The organism is Curvibacter sp. CHRR-16 (assembly GCF_018474005.1).
Lineage (GTDB): Bacteria > Pseudomonadota > Gammaproteobacteria > Burkholderiales > Burkholderiaceae_C > Allorhodoferax.
Map to the genome: position 1 here is coordinate 188598 of NZ_JAHCSH010000005.1, position 24500 is coordinate 213097.

At 52.6% G+C, this 24500-nt stretch carries 24 protein-coding genes and 1 tRNA gene; 11 read left to right on the top strand and 14 right to left on the bottom strand.

The window, feature by feature from the left end; all coding sequences use genetic code 11:
• Positions 1-7 precede the first annotated feature (7 nt).
• Both KIK84_RS12615 and aceA read left to right on the top strand, forming a co-directional pair.
• Positions 8-1486, top strand: a complete 1479-nt coding sequence (locus tag KIK84_RS12615) for an aldehyde dehydrogenase (protein WP_214123455.1) — start codon at positions 8-10, stop codon at positions 1484-1486.
• A gap of 247 nt (positions 1487-1733) precedes the next feature.
• Positions 1734-3062 carry an isocitrate lyase gene (aceA, locus tag KIK84_RS12620; RefSeq protein ID WP_214123456.1) on the top strand — a complete coding sequence of 443 codons (1329 nt, stop codon included), beginning with the start codon at positions 1734-1736 and terminating at the stop codon, positions 3060-3062.
• Between the two features lie 59 nt (positions 3063-3121).
• On the opposite strand, the gene KIK84_RS12625 is transcribed toward aceA, so the two are convergent.
• The 11 genes from KIK84_RS12625 to uvrB all read right to left on the bottom strand — a co-directional run bounded on the left by KIK84_RS12625 (position 3122) and on the right by uvrB (position 12592).
• Positions 3122-4183, bottom strand: a complete 1062-nt coding sequence (locus tag KIK84_RS12625; RefSeq protein ID WP_214123457.1) for a porin — start codon at positions 4181-4183, stop codon at positions 3122-3124.
• 164 nt (positions 4184-4347) lie between these two features.
• A tRNA-Val gene (locus tag KIK84_RS12630) sits at positions 4348-4422 on the bottom strand.
• 21 nt (positions 4423-4443) lie between these two features.
• Positions 4444-5163 carry a DNA polymerase III subunit epsilon gene (gene dnaQ / locus KIK84_RS12635; RefSeq protein WP_214123458.1) on the bottom strand — a complete coding sequence of 240 codons (720 nt, stop codon included), beginning with the start codon at positions 5161-5163 and terminating at the stop codon, positions 4444-4446.
• Entirely contained in the window at positions 5164-5502 is a 339-nt protein-coding gene (gene fdx, locus KIK84_RS12640) for an ISC system 2Fe-2S type ferredoxin (protein WP_214123459.1), read from the bottom strand.
• 3 nt (positions 5503-5505) lie between these two features.
• A complete protein-coding gene (hscA, locus tag KIK84_RS12645) occupies positions 5506-7377 on the bottom strand; it encodes a Fe-S protein assembly chaperone HscA (RefSeq protein WP_214123460.1) in 1872 nt (623 codons plus the stop codon).
• A gap of 14 nt (positions 7378-7391) precedes the next feature.
• Positions 7392-7907: a Fe-S protein assembly co-chaperone HscB gene (hscB, locus tag KIK84_RS12650; protein WP_214123461.1), complete on the bottom strand. Its 516-nt coding sequence runs from the start codon at positions 7905-7907 to the stop codon at positions 7392-7394.
• On the bottom strand, positions 7904-8227 hold the full coding sequence (gene iscA / locus KIK84_RS12655) for an iron-sulfur cluster assembly protein IscA (RefSeq protein ID WP_214123462.1): 324 nt from the start codon (positions 8225-8227) through the stop codon (positions 7904-7906). The genes hscB and iscA overlap by 4 nt, the downstream gene beginning before the upstream one ends.
• Before the next feature lie 6 nt (positions 8228-8233).
• Positions 8234-8620 carry a Fe-S cluster assembly scaffold IscU gene (gene iscU, locus KIK84_RS12660; RefSeq protein ID WP_214123463.1) on the bottom strand — a complete coding sequence of 129 codons (387 nt, stop codon included), beginning with the start codon at positions 8618-8620 and terminating at the stop codon, positions 8234-8236.
• Positions 8621-8638: 18 nt separating this feature from the next.
• Entirely contained in the window at positions 8639-9859 is a 1221-nt protein-coding gene (locus KIK84_RS12665) for an IscS subfamily cysteine desulfurase (RefSeq protein ID WP_214123464.1), read from the bottom strand.
• A gap of 7 nt (positions 9860-9866) precedes the next feature.
• Positions 9867-10403 (bottom strand): Fe-S cluster assembly transcriptional regulator IscR, encoded by a 537-nt coding sequence (gene iscR, locus KIK84_RS12670; RefSeq protein WP_214123465.1) that lies wholly within the window; start codon positions 10401-10403, stop codon positions 9867-9869.
• A 110-nt stretch (positions 10404-10513) separates the two neighbouring features.
• Positions 10514-12592: an excinuclease ABC subunit UvrB gene (gene uvrB, locus KIK84_RS12675; protein WP_250207953.1), complete on the bottom strand. Its 2079-nt coding sequence runs from the start codon at positions 12590-12592 to the stop codon at positions 10514-10516.
• Between the two features lie 133 nt (positions 12593-12725).
• Here uvrB and KIK84_RS12680 point away from each other — a divergent pair, with 133 nt between their 5' ends.
• Entirely contained in the window at positions 12726-13925 is a 1200-nt protein-coding gene (locus tag KIK84_RS12680) for an amino acid aminotransferase (RefSeq protein WP_214123466.1), read from the top strand.
• A gap of 41 nt (positions 13926-13966) precedes the next feature.
• Here the strand turns inward: KIK84_RS12680 and KIK84_RS12685 are convergent, their stop codons facing one another.
• Both KIK84_RS12685 and KIK84_RS12690 read right to left on the bottom strand, forming a co-directional pair.
• A complete protein-coding gene (locus KIK84_RS12685) occupies positions 13967-14638 on the bottom strand; it encodes a PilZ domain-containing protein (RefSeq protein WP_214123467.1) in 672 nt (223 codons plus the stop codon).
• 2 nt (positions 14639-14640) lie between these two features.
• Positions 14641-15690 (bottom strand): quinone-dependent dihydroorotate dehydrogenase, encoded by a 1050-nt coding sequence (locus KIK84_RS12690; protein WP_214123468.1) that lies wholly within the window; start codon positions 15688-15690, stop codon positions 14641-14643.
• A 105-nt stretch (positions 15691-15795) separates the two neighbouring features.
• On the opposite strand from KIK84_RS12690, the gene hfq reads away from it, so the two are divergent.
• Genes hfq through KIK84_RS12730 form a run of 8 tightly spaced genes read left to right on the top strand, consistent with a single transcriptional unit; the run spans position 15796 to position 23889 of the window.
• On the top strand, positions 15796-16041 hold the full coding sequence (gene hfq, locus KIK84_RS12695) for an RNA chaperone Hfq (RefSeq protein WP_502757558.1): 246 nt from the start codon (positions 15796-15798) through the stop codon (positions 16039-16041).
• A 21-nt stretch (positions 16042-16062) separates the two neighbouring features.
• A complete protein-coding gene (gene hflX / locus KIK84_RS12700) occupies positions 16063-17214 on the top strand; it encodes a GTPase HflX (protein WP_214123469.1) in 1152 nt (383 codons plus the stop codon).
• 25 nt (positions 17215-17239) lie between these two features.
• Positions 17240-18595, top strand: coding sequence for an FtsH protease activity modulator HflK (hflK, locus tag KIK84_RS12705; protein ID WP_250207954.1), 1356 nt, complete (start codon positions 17240-17242; stop codon positions 18593-18595).
• Between the two features lie 9 nt (positions 18596-18604).
• Positions 18605-19504, top strand: coding sequence for a protease modulator HflC (gene hflC, locus KIK84_RS12710; RefSeq protein ID WP_214123470.1), 900 nt, complete (start codon positions 18605-18607; stop codon positions 19502-19504).
• A 48-nt stretch (positions 19505-19552) separates the two neighbouring features.
• A complete protein-coding gene (locus KIK84_RS12715; protein WP_214123471.1) occupies positions 19553-20701 on the top strand; it encodes an ATP phosphoribosyltransferase regulatory subunit in 1149 nt (382 codons plus the stop codon).
• A gap of 24 nt (positions 20702-20725) precedes the next feature.
• Positions 20726-22102, top strand: coding sequence for an adenylosuccinate synthase (locus tag KIK84_RS12720; RefSeq protein ID WP_214123472.1), 1377 nt, complete (start codon positions 20726-20728; stop codon positions 22100-22102).
• A gap of 14 nt (positions 22103-22116) precedes the next feature.
• Positions 22117-22641 (top strand): phosphoribosyltransferase, encoded by a 525-nt coding sequence (locus tag KIK84_RS12725; RefSeq protein ID WP_214123473.1) that lies wholly within the window; start codon positions 22117-22119, stop codon positions 22639-22641.
• Positions 22642-23889 (top strand): PLP-dependent transferase, encoded by a 1248-nt coding sequence (locus tag KIK84_RS12730; RefSeq protein WP_214123474.1) that lies wholly within the window; start codon positions 22642-22644, stop codon positions 23887-23889.
• Here the strand turns inward: KIK84_RS12730 and KIK84_RS12735 are convergent.
• Entirely contained in the window at positions 23875-24489 is a 615-nt protein-coding gene (locus KIK84_RS12735) for an arylesterase (protein ID WP_250207955.1), read from the bottom strand. The genes KIK84_RS12730 and KIK84_RS12735 overlap by 15 nt on opposite strands.
• Positions 24490-24500 lie beyond the last annotated feature (11 nt).

The window sequence follows — 24500 nt, forward strand, 5'->3', positions numbered from 1 at the left end:
GCGGTTTATGTCATCCAGCGCCAGCTTACAGCTAGACGGTCGCGCATTTATCCATGGTCAACGTTGTGCAGCTCTCAGCGGTCAAACGTTTGATGACATCTCCCCCGTGGATGGGCGCATCATTTGCCAAGTGGCCGATGGTGATGCGCCGGATATTGATGCCGCAGTTGCGGCTGCTCGGCGCGCTTTCAATGACCGCCGTTGGGCGGGGCAAGCGCCTGCACAGCGCAAAAAAATCATGCTGCAATGGGCGGACTTGATTGCTGCGCATGCCGACGAATTGGCACTCATGGAAACCTTGGACATGGGCAAACCCGTGCGCTATGCCAAATCGGTCGATGTGCGCAGTACGGTCAACTGCATACGCTGGTATGCCGAAGCCTGCGACAAGGTGTACGACGAAATCGCCCCCACGGGCGATGCTGCTCTGGCACTCATCACCCGTGAAGCTTTGGGGGTGGTCGGGGTGATCGTTCCTTGGAACTACCCCATGATCATGGCCGCTTGGAAACTGGGGCCTGCTTTGGCCAGTGGCAATTCGGTTGTGCTCAAACCCAGCGAAAAATCTCCGCTGACCGCCTTGCGCTTGGCCGAACTGGCAGTGCAGGCGGGACTGCCCGAGGGTGTTTTTAATGTTGTGCCTGGCACGGGCCCCAAAGCTGGTACGCCTTTGGCACTGCACATGGATGTGGATTGCATTGCTTTTACGGGATCTACGCGCGTCGGTAAGCAAATCCACGTTATGGCCGGCCAAAGCAATCTCAAGCGGGCTTGGACTGAGTTGGGGGGCAAATCGCCCAATATCGTGTTCGCGGACTGCCCTGATCTGCAAGCGGCGGTGGACGCTGCCGCATCGGCCATGTTTTTTAACCAAGGGCAGAGCTGCAACGCCCCCTCGCGTTTACTGCTGCAAGACGGTATTTACGACCAGTTTGTAGAGCGGCTGCAGCAACGCTTGCAGGACTACCAACCTGCAGACCCCCGTTTGCCCGAGACCACCATGGGGGCTTTGGTCGACAACATCCAGCTACAGACCGTGATGGGCTATATCCAAAGCGGGCTGGAGCAGGGCGCTCAACTGTTAGGGGGAGGCCAACAAGCCCTGCAAAACAGTGGTGGCTTTTATGTGGAGCCAACCGTGTTTGCTGGCGTCTCTCCCTCCATGCGCATAGCGCGCGAAGAAATTTTTGGCCCTGTGCTGGGTGTTTTTCGCTTTACCGATGCACAGCAGGCTGTAAGTATGGCCAATGACAGCAGCTACGGCCTGAATGCAGGTGTATGGACGGCAGATATCAACAAAGCCCATACCGTAGCGCGCATGCTGCGTGTGGGGACGGTGCATGTGAATTCTTATGACGAAGATGACATCACGGTTCCCTTTGGTGGTTTCAAGCAAAGTGGCATAGGGCGCGACAAGTCCTTGCATGCATTTGACAAGTACACGGAGCTCAAAACCACGTGGATTAAGCTGCGCACGGTGCTCTGAGTTTGTTGTTGCTTGCTTTCATGGCCTGATTTTCATCAGGCCATTTTTCTTTTTGCATTGCGAAAAATGCAAATTGAAATGCAGTCATCTTCATTCTCTATGGTGATTTGTATTTTTTTAATGTGGAATGCACTGTTAAGTAGTTGATTTTATTGGGTTATTTATTCGTTGCGTTGCTTTTTTATTTTGTCTTATGTCTTATATAAGACATAGAATTGATCCATCATCAACCACTGTGGAGAGCAACATGAGCAATCTGAACAACCAACTGAGCCGTCAGCAGCAGGTAGAAGCACTGGAAAAAGACTGGCAACAAAACCCACGTTGGAAAAGCGTGAAGCGCGGTTACAGCGCTGCTGATGTCGTTCGCTTGCGTGGTTCCTTGCAGCCGGAATACACATTGGCCAAGCGTGGTGCAGAGAAGCTCTGGGACTTGGTCAACGGAGGCGCTAAAAAAGGTTATGTGAATGCGTTTGGTGCCATTTCTGCCGGACAAGCCATGCAGCAAGCGAAGGCGGGCTTAGAAGCCGTTTATTTGTCTGGTTGGCAAGTTGCCGCTGATGGCAACACCAGTGAAACCATGTACCCAGACCAGTCGCTGTATGCCTACGACTCCGTTCCAACCATGGTTCGCCGCATCAATAACACGTTCAAACGGGCAGACGAAATCCAGTGGGGCCGTGGCATCGAACCAGGAAGCAAAGACTTTGTGGACTTTTTCTTGCCCATCGTTGCCGACGCAGAAGCCGGTTTTGGTGGTGTGCTCAATGCCTTTGAGCTGATGAAAAACATGATTGCTGCAGGCGCTGCCGGTGTTCACTTTGAAGACCAACTGGCCGCTGTCAAAAAATGCGGGCACATGGGCGGGAAAGTGCTAGTACCAACCCAAGAAGCAGTGGAAAAACTGATCGCCGCACGATTCGCAGCCGATGTGATGGGGGTCTCTACCATTGTGCTGGCACGCACCGATGCGGAAGCCGCCAACCTCATTACCAGCGACCACGATGCGAATGACAAACCATTCTTAACAGGTGAGCGCACCCAAGAAGGTTTCTACCGCGTGCGCAATGGGCTTGAGCAAGCCATTAGCCGTGGTGTGGCCTATGCACCCTACGCCGATTTGGTGTGGTGTGAAACGGGTACACCAGACCTAGGTTTCGCACGTGAATTTGCCCAAGCAGTGCACGCCGCTTGTCCCGGAAAGCTGCTGAGCTATAACTGCTCGCCCAGCTTCAACTGGAAGAAAAACTTGGATGAAAAAACGATTGCCCGCTTCCAAGACGAGCTGTCAGCGCTGGGTTACAAGTACCAGTTCATTACCTTGGCAGGCATACATATCAACTGGTTCAACACCTTCCAGTTCGCCCATGCATACGCCAATGGCGAAGGCATGAAGCACTACGTCAACATGGTGCAAGAGCCCGAGTTCGCCGCACGTGACAAGGGTTACACCTTTGTGTCTCACCAACAGGAAGTGGGCGCGGGTTACTTCGACGACGTGACCACCGTGATCCAGGGCGGTTCTTCCTCTGTGAAGGCGCTGACTGGTTCTACCGAAGAAGAACAGTTTCACTAAGAAGCAATTGCTCTAACAAAAAAGCCACCCGAGGGTGGCTTTTTATAGAGCTTGGCTGCTTAGAAAGCCATGCGCAAGCCAACACCGTAGCCAGTACCTTGGACGGTGTTTTTGTCAGAACCGTCAGAATTGAAGTTCTTGTTCTTTTCATTCTTCAATGAGAAGTTCACGCTGGTGCTCTTGTTCAGAGGCCAGTGGTAACCAATGCTAACAAGCTCTTTATCGACTTCGGTACTGAAGGCACCGCTCATATCGATGTTTTCGTAAGAGACACGAATTTCACCAGGTCCATATGGAACCTTAGCACCAGCGGTGAAAGTGGTGTTGGACAGGTTGTCATTTTGGCCCAAGCGTGATGTACGAGCCCAAGTCGACATAATTGTCACATTATTGGAAAACTTGTAGTTGATACCCAAACCAGCTGTTTCCATGTCATTCATGGCGGTGGTGTATACACTGTCTTGTTCTTGCTGCCAACCGACTGATAAACCTAAACCTGTACCTGCAGGATTAGCGTATGTGCCATAAAAACCAGCTGAATTAGCTGCTGTTGCAGATTCACCTTTGCGGAATGTGAATCCGGCTGCAAAACCATCAAAAACAGGAGTCTGGTAGTTAAAAGCGTTATTCCATTTGTCCGTGGCGGAAGCTTGGCGACTTCCCATCGATGCATAACTATCACCACCAAATGCTTCATAACGACCGGCAACCACGATGTCATTCAGTGGTCCAGACATGCGTCCCATGCGCATCGTGCCGTACTTGACGCTATTCAAGCCAACCCATGCTTTGTCTTTAAATAGAGCTGTAGAGTCATCTTGAGTCCCGCTGTCGAATTTGGCGCGCAATTCCAAATCAAAGAAGCTATTCAGATCATCGCTAATCTTGGATGTTCCAGAAAACTTGATTCGGCCTGTTGAGCCATCATCTATTGCCTCTTGCGTTCCCGTTGTGTTGTTGGTGGTGCTCAAGGAGTACTTGTTGAGCATTTCCAGATCAATTCGACCAGAAATGCTCATTTGTACTGCATCGTTGCCAGTAGTGATATTGCTCTGGGCATTTGCTGCAGTGGCCACTGCGCACAAAGCCAAAGGAATAAGAGAGTGTTTGAAATGCTGCATGTCAGTTGTCTCACAAAGTTGAACAGACACCGCTAACGTAGTCGGACGTCAGACGATGTATTTCTAGTGTATTACTCGTTGAGAAGTTACTGATTAGTGAAAACCCTTCTGTTGGCAGCAGAAGACAGTCAGTAAAAAGCCCCGCACTAGGCGGGGCTTGAATTTGGTGGGCGATACATGGTTCGAACATGTGACCCCTGCAGTGTGAATGCAGTGCTCTACCACTGAGCTAATCGCCCTGTAATCAGGGAAGACCTAGATTATATACTGATTTCTTGGTGCTTTCGCCAAAGAGTCTTGTTTCCAGTCGCTTTGTCTAGATTGGCCAAAATTTCTTCGTGGGCAGAACACTCTTGCTCGTTGGCTCGCAGAATCGGAAGATCAAATTGGCTGTAATCAATCGCTTCAAGTTCAACGACTGCTTGTGGCGTATCTTCTTCTTCGTCAATTGACAGGGCGTTTTGCCCTCGTGTCATATTGATATACACATCGGCCAGTAGTTCGGCATCCAAGAGCGCGCCGTGCAGTGTACGCCCCGAGTTATCTACTTCTAGTCGATCGCACAGTGCATCCAGACCGTTGCGTTTGCCTGGGAACATCTGTTTGGCCATGGCCAAGGTATCGACAACTTTCGCTACATGCTCGATGAATTTGCCTTTGCCAACCAGTTGGAATTCTTTGTTCAAAAATCCTACGTCAAATGGTGCGTTGTGGATCAGAACCTCATCAGCACCATGCAGGTATTCCAAAATCTGTTCCACCACCTCGTGGAATTTGGGTTTGTCAGCTAAGAAGGCACTGGTGATGCCGTGCACGCGCAGCGCATCGGGATGGCTTTCCCGTTCAGGATTCACATAAATGTGCAGGTTGTTACCAGTGAGCTTGCGATTGACCAATTCAACGCAGCCTAGCTCAATTAGGCGATCACCGTCATTGGGTGATAAGCCGGTTGTTTCGGTATCCAGAACGATTTGACGCATTCAGTGGTTCTCGCGCGCGTGATTGATCGTGTATTTCGGAATTTCAACTACCAAATTGGTATTGCTGATCACTGCTTGGCAACCCAAACGAGACTGAGCGGTCAACCCCCATGCTTTGTCGAGCAAATCTTCTTCCGTTTCGTCAGCGGCATTTAAGGAGTGCAAGCCTTCTTTGATGACCACATGGCAGGTGGTACAAGCGCAACTCATATCGCATGCATGTTCAATTTCTATGCCATTTTCCAGCAATGCCTCGCAAACCGTTGTGCCAGGTGCTGCCTCGATGGTGCTGCCATGAGGACAAAGCGTAGGGTGGGGTAGTACTTGTATGGATGGCATGTGTTAAAGGGTATCAATTTTTTGCCCGGCGAGCGCTTGGGCAATACTTCTGTTCATCCGTGTGGCTGCAAAGTTTTCTGTTGCATGGGCCAAGGCCTCTGTGGCATTTTCTAATTCAGCAGCATTGTTACTGACATTGATTAGCCTTTGTAGGGCGGACATTGCGGCCTCTATATCAGAAAGCTCACTTTCGGTTAATAACTCTGCATCTGCATCCAAGGCGGTTTGGGTTGCGAGAACAAGGCGCTGGGCATCCAAGCGAGCCTCTACCACTGCACGCTGCTGCATATCATTTTCTGCTGTGGCAAAACCATCCTGCAGCATCTGGGCGATCGCCTCATCCGATAGTCCATACGATGGTTTGACGTTGATGCGTGCCTCAACTCCACTGATTTGCTCCTGCGCACTGACATGCAGCAGACCATCTGCATCGACAGTGAAGGTAACCCGTATGCGTGCTGCACCAGCCACCATGGGGGGAATGCCCCGTAGTTCGAAGCGGGCTAGGCTACGGCAGTCTGAAACCATATCGCGTTCACCCTGCACAACATGCAGGGCTAACGCGGTTTGGCCGTCTTGGTAGGTTGTGAAGTCCTGAGCCATGGCGACAGGAATCGTTTGGTTGCGCGGAATGATGCGCTCAACCAAACCGCCCATGGTCTCAATCCCCAAAGACAATGGAATGACATCTAGCAGCAGCAAATCACCCGATGGATTGTTGCCCGCCAATTGATTGGCTTGAATTGCAGCACCCAGTGCGACTACTTCGTCTGGGTTCAAATTAGTGAGTGGCTGCTGTCCAAAATAGTCTGCGACAGCCTTTTGTATGCAAGGCATCCGGGTAGAGCCCCCCACCATAACAACGCCTTTGATGTCATGCTTGGTGAGTTGTGCATCCATCAATGCCTTGCGTACCGCATGCAGGGTGCTGTCTGTCAGTGATCGCACGATGGATGCAAACTGCTCTTGGCTGACTTCTGTCGAATAACGCTGGCTGTCCACAACCCATTGAGCTGTTACCGCTGTTTGGGTGGTGAGCTGCTCTTTGACGCGCTTAGCTTCCTCTTGAATGGCTGATTTATGCTCTGCTGTGGTTGGATTGACGCCAATTAGAGCGCACAACCATTGAGCTAGCAGGCGATCGTAGTCATCTCCTCCCAGTGCTGAGTCTCCACCAGTTGAAAGTACTTCAAATACTCCAGCTGTTAGGCGCAGTATGGATATATCAAAAGTCCCACCGCCCAGATCGTAAATTGCATAGATTCCCTCGGCAGCATTGTCCAAGCCGTATGCGATCGCAGCGGCAGTGGGTTCATTGAGTAAACGCAGAACATTCAACCCAGCCAGTTGCGCTGCGTCTTTAGTGGCTTGGCGTTGGGCATCATCGAAGTAGGCCGGCACGGTAATCACAGCACCATAAACCTCGTCATCGAAACTGTCTTCCGCACGCTGGCGCAGGGTCGCCAGAATTTCTGCACTCACTTCAACAGGACTTTTGTGACCTGCTGCTGTTGCAACTAGAACCATGCCTTTGTCCGACTCCTTGGCTTGAACCAAGTCATACGGCAAAGTTGATGCATGGGGAACATCGCTCAAGGAGCGACCCATTAATCGCTTGACCGAGTAAATGGTGTTTGCAGGATCCGCGCTTCGCGCGCTATGGGCATCCCAGCCAATTTGCCGTTGTTTGGCATCGATGTAGCGAACCACGCTGGGTAGCAAATAGCGGCCTTGAGTATCGGGCAGGCACTCTGCTACACCATGGCGCACAGAAGCGACCAACGAGTGGGTGGTGCCCAAGTCGATACCTATAGCCAAGCGTCTGCCATGTGGATTAGGGGAGTGGCCTGGTTCCGAGATTTGCAATAAAGCCATGCTGTGTCAGACAATCAAAGTGTGTTGATACGGCGCAATACGTCTTGGCGAAATTTGTCGACAAACATCCATGCGCGTACCGTTTGTGCAGCCAGTAGTGGTTGTGCCGGTTCATGGTCCAGTGCATTGGATACCGTTGCTTCACATTCCTTTTGGGCAGCAAGCACATCAGCCAGCAAGTTTTCCAAATCACCTGAGGTAGATGCTCCATCCAAGTCTTCACGCCATTGCATTTGCTGCATCAAGAAATGGGCGGGCATGCTGGTATTGCTCTCTGCTTGGATGGGCACACCAGCCAGTTCGCACATGTAGCATGCCCGTTTGAGCGGTGATTTCAACCGTTGGTAGGCTTCATTCACACGCACCGACCATTGCATAGATAAGCGCTGAGCAATCGAACTGTCGGTTGCAAATTTATCTGGGTGAATTTGGCGCAAAAGGCTTTTCCACTGCTGGTCGAGCACCATTGCATCCAGTGCAAAACGTTTGGGCACCCCAAGCAGGGTGAAATCATTGTCTTGCAGGTTCACACGCGGAAAGATTCGCCACAGCCGCAGCGATCACGTTCATTGGGGTTGTTGAAGCGAAAGCCTTCATTAAGGCCTTCGCGCACATAGTCCAGCTCAGTACCATTGAGGTAAGCCAAGCTTTTGGGGTCTATGAACACCTTGACAGCATTAGACTCGAATACCAAATCTTCGCTCAGAGGTTCATCCACATATTCCAGCTGATAAGCAAGCCCCGAGCAACCAGTCGTTTTAACGCCCAAACGCACACCAACGCCATGACCGCGTTTGGCCATGTAGCGGGTTACGTGGCGTGCAGCAGCTTGAGTCAAGGAGATAGACATGTGGGATTAGCCTTGGTGCTTTTTCTTGTAGTCTTCCACCGCCGCTTTGATGGCATCTTCTGCCAAGATCGAGCAGTGAATTTTGACTGGTGGCAGAGCAAGTTCTTCAGCGATTTGGCTGTTTTTGAGCGCCATTGCTTGATCCAAGGTTTTGCCCTTTACCCATTCGGTAACCAGTGAGGACGACGCTATTGCAGATCCACAGCCATAAGTCTTAAAGCGTGCATCTTCAATCACTCCAGTAGACGGGTTGACCTTGATTTGGAGCTTCATCACATCACCGCAGGCGGGTGCACCCACCATCCCGGTGCCAACGGTGTCGTCACCTTTTTCAAAAGCACCAACATTGCGGGGATTTTCGTAGTGGTCAATGACTTTTTCAGAGTAGGCCATGGTTCTATCCTTGTGTAATCAGTGTGCAGCCCATTGGATGGTGGAGATGTCGATGCCATCTTTGTACATATCCCACAGGGGGCTGAGTTCACGCAGTTTGGCAACGTTGTGGGTAATGGTTTGAATGGCGTAGTCGATATCCGCTTCAGTGGTCCAGCGTCCAATGGTGATACGCAAGCTGCTATGTGCCAGTTCATCGCTGCGGCCCAAAGCGCGCAGCACATAACTGGGCTCCAAGCTGGCCGATGTGCATGCAGAGCCGCTGCTAACAGCCAAACCTTTGATGCCCATCATCAGTGACTCGCCTTCGACGTAGTTGAAGCTGATGTTCAGGTTGTGGGGCACCCGACGCTCCAAGCTGCCATTAATGAATACCTGCTCAATGCTTTGCAACCCCTTCAACAGACGGTCGTGCAGTGCTTGTACACGGGCGTTTTCTTGGGCCATTTCGGCTTTGGCAATCGCATAGGCCTCACCCATGCCCACAATTTGGTGGGTAGGCAGTGTGCCGCTGCGCATGCCGCGCTCATGGCCACCGCCATGCATCTGGGCTTCTAAGCGCACACGGGGCTTGCGGCGCACAAATAAAGCACCGATGCCTTTAGGTCCATAAGTCTTGTGCGATGTCAGACTCATCAAATCGATAGGCAATTGCGCCATATCAATTGCTACACGGCCAGTGGCTTGGGCTGCATCGACATGGAAAATAATCCCTTTGTCTCGACAAACGCTGCCAATAGCAGCCACATCTTGGATGACGCCGATTTCGTTGTTCACAAACATGACGGACGCCAAGATGGTGTCTGGCCGAATGGCAGCTGTGAATTTGTCCAAATCGAGCAGGCCATTGTCTTTCACATCCAAATAGGTCACATCAAAACCTTGGCGTTCCAATTCACGGCAAGTGTCTAGCACAGCTTTGTGTTCTGTCTTGACGGTGATGATGTGCTTGCCCTTGGTTTGGTAGAAGTGGGCCGCACCCTTGAGTGCCAAGTTGTTGGATTCTGTGGCACCAGAGGTCCACACAATTTCCCGCGAATCTGCATTGATGAGTGCTGCTACTTGGTTGCGCGCCTTTTCGATGGCTGCCTCAGCTTCCCAGCCCCATGCATGACTGCGGGATGCTGGGTTGCCAAAGTGTTCGCGTAACCAAGGAATCATGGCATCTACGACGCGTTCGTCACAAGGGCTTGTGGCGCTGTAGTCCATGTAAATAGGGAAGTGGGGCGTAGTGCTCATGGTTTTCTCAGTTTTTAACGAGTGTGTTGCCCAAGGCGAACACCGAATTGGGGCCATTGGCGCGCATGGGCTGTATAGCAGGCATATCGGAAATGGCTTTTTTGACCAGCGGCTTGTTGTCTATTTGCAAGCCCTTGGCCAATTGGTCGTCTACCAGTTTTTGCAATGTGACCGAAGCCAGAAATTCGAGCATGCGTGCGTTGAGGCTGGCCCATAAATCATGGGTCATGCAGCGGGCCCCATCGTTATGGCAATTTTCTTTACCCCCACATTGGGTGGCATCGATGGGTTCATCCACCGAGGAAATGATATCGGCCACCGTGATATCGCTCGCCTTGCGAGCCAAGGTGTAGCCGCCACCGGGGCCTCGGGTGGACTCCACCAGTTCATGTCGGCGCAGCTTGCCAAACAGTTGTTCGAGGTAAGAGAGGGAGATTTGTTGGCGTTGACTGATGGCCGCCAGCGTGACGGGGCCTGCGCTTTGGCGCAAACCCAGATCAATCATCGCTGTCACGGCGAATCGGCCCTTGGTAGTCAGTCGCATCGCAAACTCCTCGGAGGAATTGGTTGATTAAGTTGCTCAAGTATAGCCGATAACCCACCAAATCTGTCGGGTTATGCCGGGTTTTCCCGTGTGGCCAGCAGGGGCAATATTCAGGAGATGATGTCGTGTCCAGTAGCCCCGAGAGTGCGTTCTTTGAGCTGCGCCAATTGGTCACGAATGCGTGCTGCTTTCTCAAACTCCAAGTTGCGTGCATGTTCCATCATGAGTTTTTCCAAGCGCTTGATTTCCTTGGATAGGTCTTTTTCGCTCATATCCACTAATTCGGCCATTTGCAGAGCAGCTTGTTCTTGTCTCTGCGCGGCTTTTTCAGACTTCTCGCTGTAAACGCCGTCAATCAGGTCGCGCACCTGTTTGACAATGCCCTTTGGCACGATGCCGTGCTGGGTGTTGTGGGCTATCTGCTTGATACGCCGACGCTCGGTTTCATCCATAGCTTTGCGCATGGAGTCAGTCACTCGGTCAGCGTACAAAATGGCTTTGCCGTGTAGATTGCGCGCTGCACGGCCTATGGTTTGGATCAATGAGCGTTCTGAGCGCAAAAAACCTTCTTTGTCCGCATCCAAAATGGCAACCAAAGAGACTTCCGGAATATCTAGACCTTCGCGCAGCAAGTTGATACCAACCAAGACGTCAAATTCTCCTAGACGCAAATCGCGAATGATTTCCACCCGCTCTACGGTGTCTATGTCCGAGTGCAGGTAGCGGACTTTGACACCGTTCTCAGTCAGATAGTCGGTCAACTGTTCAGCCATGCGCTTGGTCAGGGTGGTGATCAGCACGCGCTCTTTCTTATCTGCGCGCAGGCGAATTTCTTGCAGTACATCGTCTACTTGGTGGGTGGCGGGGCGAACCTCTACCTCGGGGTCTACCAAGCCTGTTGGGCGTACCACTTGTTCTACGATTTGACCGGAGTGCGTCTTTTCGTACTCTGCTGGCGTAGCAGAGACAAACACCACTTGGCGCATCTTGGTTTCAAACTCTTCAAACTTAAGTGGGCGGTTATCCAGTGCGCTGGGTAAGCGAAAGCCGTATTCGACGAGGGTGGTTTTGCGCGAGCGGTCACCGTTGTACATGGCCCCCAACTGGCCAACTAGTACGTGGCTTTCGTCCAAAAACATGACTGAATCCCGGGGAAGGTAGTCTGTCAGGGTTGGTGGTGCCTCGCCTGGGGCCGCTCCGCTCAAATGGCGGCTGTAGTTTTCAATGCCTTTGCAGTGACCTACTTCGACAAGCATTTCCAAATCAAAACGGGTGCGCTGCTCCAAGCGCTGGGCTTCTACCAGCTTGCCCATGCCGTGGAATTGGGTCAGTCGTTCTTTGAGTTCTTGCTTAATGCCGTCGACTGCCACTAGCACTTGTTCGCGCGGCGTCACGTAGTGGCTACTAGGGTAAACCGTGAAGCGTGCAATGCGCTGGCGTAGCTTGCCCGTTAACGGGTCAAATAGCTGCAATGATTCGATTTCATCGTCAAAGAGCTCCACCCGCAGGGCCAGTTCGCTGTGCTCGGCCGGGAAAATATCGACCGTGTCACCGCGTACGCGAAATGTGCCGCGGCCAAAGTCCAAGTCATTGCGCTGGTACTGCATGCGCACTAGCTGGGTGATCATGTCGCGCTGCCCCATGCGGTCTCCGATGCGCAGTGTCATCACCATTTGGTGGTAGCTCTGGGGATTGCCGATGCCGTAGATGGCCGACACGGTGGCCACGATCACCACATCACGCCGCTCCAGTAGGCTCTTGGTGCAGGACAAGCGCATCTGCTCAATGTGTTCATTGATGGCACTGTCTTTTTCAATGAATAAATCGCGTTGCGGTACGTAGGCCTCAGGTTGGTAATAGTCGTAGTAGCTGACGAAATACTCCACTGCATTGGTGGGGAAAAATTCGCGAAATTCACTATAGAGTTGTGCTGCCAACGTTTTGTTGGGGGCAAACACAATCGCAGGGCGACCAAGGCGGGCAATCACGTTGGCCATAGTGAAGGTCTTGCCGGTACCTGTTGCGCCTAGGAGGGTTTGGAACACCTCACCATCTTGAATGCCGGAAACCAACTTCTCTATTGCTTCTGGTTGATCACCAGCAGGGGGATAAGGTTGGTGCAGTTCAAACGGGGAATCCGGGAACCGCACTACATGTGCGCTAGAGGGGGCTGCAGTGTCGGCGCTCAAAGGGTCGCTCCGTGGCTAAAACTTTCAAGTTTACGGGGGAAGCCCGTAACTCGCGCTGGATTGTTAAAATTCTCCCTTGCTGCACCAAAGGTGTGCAGCAAGACTTATTTTTCAACCATCTACAGGTACACACATGTCTTTGTTCACCGCCGTTGAAATGGCCCCTCGCGACCCGATTCTGGGTTTGAACGAGCAATTCGCTGCTGACACCAATCCCAATAAAGTCAATTTGGGCGTGGGTGTTTACTTCGATGACAACGGCAAGCTGCCTTTGCTGCAATGCGTGCAAGCAGCAGAAAAAACGCTGATGGACAAGCCTGCAGCGCGTGGCTATTTGCCTATCGATGGCATTGCCGCCTATGACAATGCGGTCAAAACATTGGTTTTTGGCGCAGACAGTCCGGTGCTGGCCGAGGGGCGCGTAGCCACTGTGCAGGCGTTGGGCGGCACAGGTGGTTTGAAAATTGGTGCGGATTTTTTGAAGAAACTCAATCCTTCTGCCAAGGTGTTGATCTCTGACCCTAGCTGGGAAAATCATCGCGCGTTGTTCACCAATGCAGGTTTTGTTGTGGACACCTACGCTTACTACGATGCAGCAAGCCGTGGCGTGAACTTCGAAGGCATGTTGGCCAGTTTGAATGCAGCTGCTGCAGGGACGGTGGTTGTCTTGCACGCTTGTTGCCACAATCCTACGGGTTATGACATCACTCCGGCCCAGTGGGATCAAGTGATCGCTGTGGTCAAGGCGCGCGGCCTGACCGCTTTCTTGGATATGGCATACCAAGGTTTTGGCCATGGCATTGCAGAAGACGGTGCTGTGGTGACCAAGTTTGTTGCAGCAGGTTTGAATTTTTTCGTTTCAACCTCTTTCTCCAAGAGCTTCAGCCTCTATGGCGAGCGTGTTGGGGCTTTGTCTGTTGTATGTGCTGACAAAGAGGAGTGCGCACGTGTGCTGAGCCAGTTGAAGATCGTGATTCGCACCAATTACTCCAATCCTCCAACACATGGCGGTGCAGTTGTCGCTGCTGTCTTGAATAACCCAGAATTGCGTGCTTTGTGGGAAAAAGAGTTGGGCGACATGCGTGTGCGCATCAAAGCCATGCGCCAAAAGCTTGTGGATGGGCTCAAGGCAGCAGGCGTTAAGCAAGACATGGGCTTCATCACCAGTCAGATTGGTATGTTTAGCTACTCTGGTTTGAATAAAGACCAAATGGTGCGTTTGCGCTCTGAATTTGGTGTTTATGGCACTGATACAGGTCGTATGTGTGTAGCGGCACTCAATAGCAAGAATATTGATTATGTGTGCCAAGCGATTGCCAAGGTCGTTGCCTAATTGCTAGACCGAACGCCAAGCAAACTGGCTTGGCGTCTGCACTACTTTTGACAGAGGTAGTGCAGCATTAGTTTCTCTTGCTCTCCCGTGGCTTGGAATGCAACACCGCTGATGTAGGAACTGCTTCCGGGTGTTTGTGACTGATGGCGAATATTGCCCAGCAGCCCAATGCTACTTGCGTTGCCTTCTATGGTGACTTGCAACTGCAACGACAAGCAGTCTCCCACGCGCCCCAATGGTTGACCGCTTGAGAGCATGGCGCCGTGTGGGCTCAAATCCACCGTCTGCGCCAATATTTTTTCAGCAGCGGCTTGCACGACTACAGGCCATACGCAAGGAGTGCGCATGGACTGGCGAGCGCGTTGCGCATCCACTGTTGCGGGATAGGCGAGCAGCGCGTAGGGGAATGGCGTGCTGAATATCTGCAAGACTTTGCTGACAAACGAAAATTCGTATACGCCCGTAAAGCCGCGCACGATGCATATGTCGTCTTGCTTGAGGCCCAAGTCTTCTTTTTCATTGGGGCCGAGCATGACCCCCTTGCCATCAATTGCCCCGTAAAACTGTCCCTCGCGTTTACTGGCACCTGCCGCCAATTTGCGAAATTGAATGGCCATGCCTGTGCGCAGGTTGAGGTTACGCAATACAGCCTTTTCTACCGCTTGGGCGTAAGGGCGAGCGGATTCCTCGAAGGGGAGGTTGTCAGTGCTCATGGTTATAGTGCCTTGGCAATAGATGACACCAAAGATGGGCCTTGGTAAATGAGTCCTGTATAAATTTGCACGAGGTCAGCACCTGCTTTTATTTTTTCGCGTGCATCCTCGGCAGAGAATATTCCCCCAACGCCAATGATGGGAAAGTCGGGGCCTAAGCCGACACGCAGTTGGCGTATGACGGCGGTACTGGCTGCTCGCACTGGTGCCCCCGATAAGCCACCAGTCTCAGTGGCGTATGGCAAACCTTCAACAGCTTGGCGTGACAAGGTGGTATTGGTCGCAATCACGCCCCAGTGCTGGTTGGTGGCACCATTTGCAACCCCATATCGCAGCAGCGTATGGGTTATAGACTGAATTTGCTCGGTGTTCAAATCAGGAGCAATTTTGAGAAAAATTGGTTTGCGCTTGCCGTGCGTATGCGCCAAGCGAATGCTGGCGCTGTCCAGTGTGCTGAGCAGCTTGTCCAATGCTTCATCGTTTTGTAGTTCGCGCAAATTTTTTGTGTTAGGGCTAGAAATGTTGACAGTGATGTAGTCAGCATGGGCGTAAACACCCTCTAAGCACTTCAAATAGTCGTCGCTTGCCTTGTCAATAGGCGTGCTGGCATTTTTGCCAATATTGAGTCCCAAAATGATGCGCTGGCGCTGGCGAGCTTGCTGAACGTTGCGCACAAACGCATCCAACCCATCATTGTTAAAACCCATGCGGTTGATCAAGGCGCGGGCTTGTGGCAAGCGGAACAGTCGTGGTTTGGCGTTACCAGATTGCCCCAGTGGGGTAACAGTCCCCACTTCGACAAAGCCAAATCCCATGGCGGCCAATCCATCAATGCACAGGGCATTTTTGTCTAGGCCAGCCGCCATACCAACACGGTTCGGGAAGGTCAAACCGGCTATTTGCACGGGCTTTTGCACTTGCTTCGCTGCATACAGCTTTTGCAATGGGGTGTTTTGCGTATGTTGCAGCAGATGCAGCGTGGTTTCATGGGCCTTTTCAGGGTCGAGAGCAAATAGCGCTGGGCGCAGCAAAGCGTAGGGAAACAGAGACATGGATGTTCTATGGAAAATATGACTGTATTGTCCTTCATCCCTAAGGGGGCTCCAGTGTGGTATCGTCACGCTCCATTTCAAAAACTCTTGAACACGGAGAATATCGTGAGCAATAAAGGTCAACTTTTGCAAGACCCATTCCTAAATGCCCTGCGTCGTGAGCATGTGCCAGTCTCCATCTACTTGGTAAACGGCATCAAGCTGCAAGGCCAGATTGAGTCCTTTGACCAATACGTCGTTTTGTTGCGCAACACTGTGACGCAAATGGTTTACAAGCATGCCATTTCCACCATCGTACCCGGCCGTGCTGTGAATTTGAGCTTGGGTAACGAAGCTGAACCCACTGCTTAATAGCTTTCTACTTTGACTGCTATGGAAAAAACCCCCACAGCCACAGTGCTGGTGGGGGTTGATTTTGGGAAGCCGTTTTTTGACTCCGAACTCGAAGAACTTGGCTTGTTGGCTCAGACGGCAGGGCTCGATCCTGTTGCACGCATCACGTGTAAGCGCAGAGCGCCTGATCCGGCGCTGTTCGTCGGTCAGGGTAAGGCCGAAGAAATTGCCGAGTTAGCTCGGATACATGGTGCCAGTGAGGTGCTGTTTGACCAAAGTCTGAGTCCGGGGCAACAACGCAATCTTGAACGCGCATTGGGTTTGCCTGTTAACGACAGGACATACCTGATACTGGAAATATTTGCCCAACGTGCACGCAGCCATGAAGGCAAATTGCAAGTTGAATTGGCACGACTCCAATACCTCAGCACCCGATTGGTTCGCCGCTGGACCCACTTGGAGCGACAACGGGGTGGGATTGGTACCCGTGGTGGTCCTGGTGAAACCCAAATTGAGTTGGATCGACGGATGATTGCCGATGCAATCAAGCGCACAAAGGAGCGGTTGGCCAAGGTGCGCAAACAGCGTCAAACTCAGCGCCGCCAGCGAGAGCGTCGTGATGCGTTCAATATTTCCTTGGTCGGATATACCAATGCAGGAAAGTCCACGCTTTTTAATGCTTTGGTAAAAGCGCAAGCGTACGCTGCTGACCAACTGTTCGCCACATTGGATACCACCACGCGCCAGTTGTATTTGGCGCAGGCTGGACGTTCAGTGTCTTTGTCCGATACGGTGGGGTTTATTCGCGATTTGCCACACGGTTTAGTGGATGCCTTTCAAGCCACCTTGCAAGAAGCAATAGACGCTGATTTGCTGCTGCATGTGGTCGATGCATCCAATCCTAATTTCCCTGAACAAGTAGGGCAGGTACAGCAGGTGTTGGCGGAAATTGGTGCCCAAGATATCCCGCAGTTGTTGGTTTTCAATAAGGTAGATCGATTGCCTGCCGAGCGCATGCCGGCTGTCATGGAAGATTTTTACGATATTGACGGCCTGCAGGTTCCGCGTGTTTTTGTCAGCGCCATGCGCAATATGGGCCTGGACGTGTTGCGAATCAAGTTGGCCGCTATCGCTGCAACGAGAAATAGCCCTGAGTACGCCGGGGATGCCGCCGAATTCGGCACAATGTAAAGCCTACCTATAGAGGTTAATGCGAATGACTTTTTTTGCACTCAAGCTCCGCCTGGCTGAATGGGGAGCACGGCTACCAGGCATGTTCAATTTGAATGATCCCCGCTGGGGGCGTGGTGATGACAGTTCGTCATCAGGCAAGCCCGTTGTTGGTGATTCATCGGACAAACCAGAAGAACAGCGCCCTATACGCCCGCAGCAAAGCCAACAAGATGGCCCTCCAGACTTGGATGAATTTTGGCGTGATCTGAATCGCAAATTCGCTGCATTGCTGGGCAAAGGGGGCGGTTCTCAGCCGCCTACTCCGGGCAGAAATGGGCCTGTATGGGGAATGGCTGGAACGATCGCTGGCATTTTGTTGCTGCTATGGTTGGGAACGGGCTTTTTTATCGTCCAAGAAGGCCAACAAGCTGTCATCACCCAATTTGGGAAATACAAGTCAACCGTGGGTGCTGGTGTGAACTGGCGTTTGCCGTATCCGATTGAACGCCACGAGACAGTCTTTGTTAGCCAAATTCGTTCTTTGGACATTGGCCGAGACAGTGTGCTCAAGGCCACGGGCTTGAAAGAGTCTGCAATGCTGACTGAGGATGAAAATATTCTGGATATCAAATTTGCAGTGCAGTATCGATTGAGTGATGCGCGTGCTTATTTGTTCGAGAGCAAAAACCCGTCTGAGGCCGTGGTGCAAGCGGCAGAAACTGCTGTGCGTGAAGTAGTGGGCAAAATGCGAATGGATGCAGCGCTGTCAGAAGAGCGTGACCAGATAGCTCCCCGTGTGCGCGAATTGATGCAAAAAATTCTGGATCGCTACCACGTGGGCGTTGAAGTCGTTGGCATCAATTTGCAGCAAGGCGGTGTTCGCCCACCTGAACAAGTGCAGGCGTCTTTTGATGATGTTCTCAAAGCAGGGCAAGAACGCGAACGTACCAAAAACGAAGCCGAAGCATATGCCAATGATGTGATTCCCCGTGCAGTGGGGACGGCGTCTCGATTGAAAGAAGAGGCGCAAGCATACAAAGCCCGTGTAGTGGCTCAAGCAGAAGGCGATGCGCAGCGTTTCCGTTCGGTATTGACCGAATACCAGAAAGCACCGCAAGTGCTGCGTGACCGCATGTACTTGGACACCATGCAACAGATATACAGCAATGTGACGAAGGTGATTGTGGACTCGCGTCAGAACGGCAATCTGTTGTATTTGCCTTTGGACAAAATCATGCAAAGCACCTCATCTGTATCAGTTGGAAGTGCCGTTAGCAACCCTGCATCGGCAACCTCGGATACCAGTGCAAGTGGTGCCGCTGGCACTGCTAGCAACAGTTTGGGCAACGATTCGCGCAGCCGCGACTCCAGCCGCACCCGTGACCGCGATCCTCGCTAGGAATTTGCCATGCAAAAAGCCATTGTTTATGTGATTTCTGCTGTGGTGGCTGTGCTCGTGGCCAGCTCCATGCTATTTGTGGTGGATCAGCGCCAGTTTGGCGTTGTGTACGCATTTGGACAAATCACCGATGTGGTGACGGAGCCAGGTTTGCACGTCAAACTGCCTGTGCCTTTTCAGAACGTCAACTACATTGACAAGCGTCTACTCACCTTGGATAGCACCGACTCCGAGCCCATGCTGACAGCAGAAAAACAGCGTGTGGTGATTGATTGGTATGTGCGATGGCGCATCACAGATCCATCCAACTATATTCGCAACGTTGGTTTGACCGAGTTGGCTGGAGCCACGCAGCTCAATCGAGTGGTGCGTAACGCTTTTCAAGAAGAAATCAACAAGCGTACCGTCAAAGATTTGTTGTCTTTGAAGCGAGAGGCGCTCATGAGTGACGTCCAAAAAGAGGTGTTGAATGCTGTTAAAAGCAGTAAACCTTGGGGTGTGGATATTGTGGATGTTCGTCTGACACGAGTGGACTATGTGGAAGCCATTACCGAATCGGTATACCGACGCATGGAGGCTGAACGCAAGCGCGTTGCCAATGAATTGCGCTCAACTGGCGGAGCGGAAGGTGAAAAAATTCGTGCCGATGCCGATCGTCAGCGGGAAATCATTATCGCCAATGCCTATAAAGAGGCTCAGCAAATCAAAGGCGAGGGGGATGCGCAGGCTTCACGTATTTACGCTGAGTCTTTTGGCAAGGATCCGCAGTTCGCCCAGTTCTATCGCAGCCTAGAAGCCTATAAGGCAAGTTTTGCGAGCAAGTCTGACGTGATGGTCTTAGATCCCTCTAATACGGATTTTTTCAAAGTCATGCGAAACGGTGCTTCCAGCGTTCCAGGGAAAAAGTGACAGCCATACCCGGTAGAATCCGCTTTTTAATAGCTGCACAGTTTTCCCATGTCTGCTTGGGTCCTACCGGATCACATTGCCGATGTGCTGCCTTCAGAGGCGCGCCACATCGAAGAAATACGTCGCAACCTTCTCGACATGGCCCGCTGCTATGGTTACGAGTTGGTTATTCCTCCTTTGTTGGAGCATCTGCAATCCCTACTGTCTGGCACCAGCCAGACACTGGATCTGCAAACCTTTAAGCTGGTTGACCAGTTATCTGGCAAAAGCCTTGGCTTGCGTGCCGACTCCACAGCGCAAGTGGCACGCATCGATGCCCATTTGCTAAATCGCATAGGAGTGACCCGTTTGTGCTATTGCGGGCCGGTGCTGCATACCCATCCTGCAGCTCCCTTTGCTACCCGTGAACCATTGCAATTTGGTGCTGAGTTGTATGGGCATGCCGGTCTAGAGGCGGATTTGGAAGTATTGACATTGGCGTTGGATGCGCTCCAAGCGGTTGGCTTGTCAGAGGTCACACTCGATATGGCTGATGTCCGCGTAGTGCAAGCCATGCTGGACGCAGCGGCAGTACCACAGGGGCAGCGCGAAGCGATTCATGCAGCCTTGAGCGCCAAAGACTCTGAGACCTTGGCCCAGCTGCTTGTAGCTTGTCCTGAATCCATTCGCCAAGGCTTATTGGCACTGCCACAGCTATACGGAGATGCCAGCATTTTGGCTAAAGCACGCACTGTATTGCCAGCGTTGCCAGGTGTTCACGAGGCGCTGGAGCAGTTGCAATGGCTGTCCCTGCATGCGCCAACTGTGCGCACTACCTTTGATTTGGCCGACTTACGTGGATTCGGGTATTACACCGGCATGCGTTTTTCGTTGTATGTGCCCGGCAGTAGCGATGCGGTAGCCCGTGGAGGCCGTTACGACGAAGTGGGGTCTGCTTTTGGCCGTAAACGCCCAGCTGTGGGCTTTAGTTTGGATGTCAAAGCACTGGCCAATGCAGTCGCGCAGCAGCCTTTGCGTGCCGCCATACGCGCACCATGGGGAGAGGAGCCAGCATTGCGCCAAGCAATAGCCCAGTTGCGCCGCCAAGGCGAGACGGTGGTGTGTGTCCTTCCGGGACATGAAAGTGAAGTAGATGAGTTTGAGTGTGATCGTGAGCTGGTGATGGCTGGCGGTCAATGGGTTGTCCAGGCTGTTTAAGCCATTTCCAGCGAGACATTAGCAATGAACGCAGTCAAAGGTCGCAATGTAGTAGTAGTCGGTACCCAATGGGGCGATGAAGGTAAAGGCAAGTTGGTCGATTGGCTGACTGAGAGCGCCCAAGGGGTGGTGCGCTTCCAAGGTGGTCACAACGCCGGCCATACCTTGGTTATCAATGGTGTGAAAACCGCCTTGCATTTGATTCCAAGCGGCATCATGCGCCCCGGCGTGAAGTGCTATATCGGCAACGGTGTGGTGCTGTCGGTGGCCAAGTTGTTGGAAGAAATCGCAGGTCTTGAAAAAGCCGGTGTCGAAGTGCGTTCGCGCTTGCGTATCAGTGAGGCCTGCCCCTTGATATTGCCCTTTCATATGGCCTTGGACTTGGCGCGTGAAGTGGCGCGAGAGAAGGGCGGCAATGCCAAAATTGGTACAACGGGCCGCGGTATTGGCCCGGCATACGAAGACAAAATTGCCCGCCGCGCTTTGCGCGTGCAAGACTTAAAGCACCCAGAGCGCTTCGCGGCCAAACTGCATGAGTTGCTGGATTTGCACAACCATGTATTGACCACGTTCTTGGGGTCAGAAAGTTTCGACTTTGGTGATGTGCTCAAGCCTTTTATGGCCAATGGGCGCATCCAATTTGAACCGGTCTATGCCCAAGCGATGGAGCACGCCAACATCATCCGGAACATGATTGCGGATGTGTCGCGTGAACTCAATGAAGCGCACCGCACTGGGGCCAACCTCCTGTTTGAAGGTGCCCAAGGTACTTTGCTGGATGTGGATCATGGAACATACCCCTATGTGACCAGCAGTAACTGTGTGGCTGGCAATGCAGCTGCTGGATCAGGTGTTGGCCCCGGTATGCTGCACTATGTGCTGGGCATTACCAAGGCGTATTGCACCCGTGTAGGGGGCGGGCCATTCCCTACTGAGTTGGAATGGGAAAAGCCCGGCACACCTGGCTACCATATGAGCACTGTAGGCGCGGAAAAGGGCGTGACTACAGGTCGTTCACGCCGCTGCGGCTGGTTCGATGCTGCTTTGCTCAAGCGCTCTGCCCAAGTGAATGGTTTGACCGGTTTGTGTCTCACCAAGTTGGATGTGCTTGATGGCTTGTCTGAGTTGAAGCTGTGCATTGGCTACGAACTCGATGGAGAGCAAATAGATATTCTTCCTTTGGGGGCCGACGACATTGAGCGCTGCAAACCTGTTTACGAGGTGATGGAAGGCTGGACAGACAGCACCGTGGGTGTGACCCAGTTTGACAAGCTGCCTGTTAATGCACGCCTGTATCTCCAGCGCATTGAGCAAGTCACTGGGGTACCCATTCACTTGGTATCGACCAGCCCCGATCGCGATCACACGATCATGATGCACCATCCCTTTCTGCCTGAATAAGAAGGAGCGCACCGATGTTGACTGAAGACGGAAAGCATTTGTACGTTAGCTATGACGAATACCACAACTTGATTGAAAAGCTAGCCATTAAGGTCTACCAGTCAGGTTGGGAGTTTGACACTATTTTGTGCTTGGCGCGCGGTGGTATGCGCCCTGGGGATATCCTCTCGCGGGTGTTTGACAAGCCTTTGGCCATCATGTCCACCAGCTCCTACCGTGCCGATGCTGGTACGAAGCAAGGCGCTTTGGACATCGCCCGCTACATCACCACGCCCAAAGGGGAAATTGCTGGACGCGTGCTGTTGGTTGACGATTTGGCTGATTCTGGGCACACATTGCGTGCAGTGATTGACCAGCTCAAAAACAACTATCCACCGATTACCGAGCTGCGCAGTGCGGTGATTTGGACTAAAGAAGTATCTGTCTTCACACCCGATTACTCGGTGGAATTCTTGCCCACTAACCCATGGATTCACCAGCCTTTCGAAGGCTATGACGCCATGCGTCCGCAGCAGTTGATTGAAAAATGGAGCGTTTGATTGACTGACTGGGACAGCAAGCTGGATCCACGCACCCAGCTAATTCACCACCCTTATGTTCCTCCTGCGCAATACGCAGCCCCCCAGCCTGGCGTATTCAAGGCATCCACGGTGTTTTTCCCGACGGCAGAAGCTATGCGCACGCGCCGCTGGATGGACAAATCGGGCTACACCTACGGTTTGCATGGCACCCCGACCAGCTACCTGCTGGAAGAGCGCCTGTGCGCCTTAGAGGGCGGCTTGCAATGCCTGCTGGTGCCCAGCGGCTTGGCTGCACTGGGGCTGGTGGCGCTGTCTCTGCTCAAAACGGGCGATGAAGTCCTGATCCCTGACAACGCCTACGGACCCAATAAAGCGATTGCCGAAGGGGAGCTGCGCAACTGGGGCATCACGCACCAGTACTACGACCCTATGGATCCAGAGGACTTAGAAGCCCAAATTTCCAGCCGTACCAAGCTGGTTTGGCTAGAGGCGGCAGGATCGGTCACCTTGGAGTTTCCCAACTTATTGGAAATGGTGCGCGTTTGCCAGCGCCGCAAAGTGCTTACGGCCTTGGACAATACGTGGGGTGCTGGACTGGCATTTCGTCCTTTTGACTTGGATGCCGAGTCTGGCCCGCATTCTGTAGGGGTGGATATTTCCACCCATGCGCTGACCAAATACCCCAGTGGTGGCGGTGATGTACTCATGGGCAGCGTCATCACACGCAACGCAGCACTGCACCACCAGCTCAAGCTAACTCACATGCGTTTTGGTTTTGGCGTGGGCATGAACGATGTCGAGAGTGTTCTGCGCAGCTTGCCCAGCATGGCATTGCGCTACCAAGCGCACGATGCTGCTACTCGCACATTGGCACGCTGGGCTCAAAAACAGCCCGAGTTTGTGCAAGTGCTGCACCCAGCCCTAGAAACATCCCCCGGTCACCAAGACTGGAAAGCTTTGTGTGGCAGTGCAGTAGGCACAGCAGCAGGTCTGTTCAGCGTCATCATCGATGCCTGTTACCCCCAGCATGCTGTCGATGCGTTTTGCGATGCTTTGCGCCTTTTCAAGCTAGGTTATAGCTGGGGTGGCCCCATCAGCTTGGTAGTGCCCTATGAGCTAGAAACTATGCGCACAACATGGCCAGCGCATTTAGCCAAAGGCACGTTGGTACGCTTTTCCATCGGATTGGAAGAGGTTGCCGACCTGCAAGCCGACCTCATGCAGGCTTTGGAGGCTATGCACCAGTCGCTCTTAGCGAGCCGCTAGCAGTTTTTGTAAACTGGGCCACACGTTTTGCAGAATGCGGGGGTGGGCCTGCGCTGTTGGGTGGATGCGATCTGCTTGGAATAACTGCTCTGTATTGGCAGCATTGGCTACGCCATCAAGTAAAAACGGAACTAAAGACACCCTCTCTTGTTTGGCAGTTTGCTCAAAGATTTTGGCAAAGCGCTGGGTGTAATCTGGCCCATAGTTAGGGGGGACTTGCATGCCCACAAGCAGCACCTTGGCCCCAGCCGCTTTGGCTTGGCCCACCATGGTTTGCAGATTGGCTTGTGTCATTTCCAGCGACAAGCCGCGCAGTGCATCGTTGGCACCCAACTCGATCACCACCACGCTGGGTTTGTGCTGCCCTAACAAAGTCGCTAAGCGGCTACGTCCGCCAGCGGTGGTTTCTCCGCTGATGCTCGCATTGATAACCTGAGCGACAATGTGCCGCTGCTGCAGTTGTTGCTCCAACAAAGCCACCCACCCTTTGCCGCGTGGTAGCCCGTATTCGGCGCTCAGAGAGTCCCCCAGCACCAAGATGCGGGGGGTGCTTGCCACGCTGTTAGCGGAGTTGGCATAAGCGGGCAGGGCAGTGGTCATAGCCCACCACG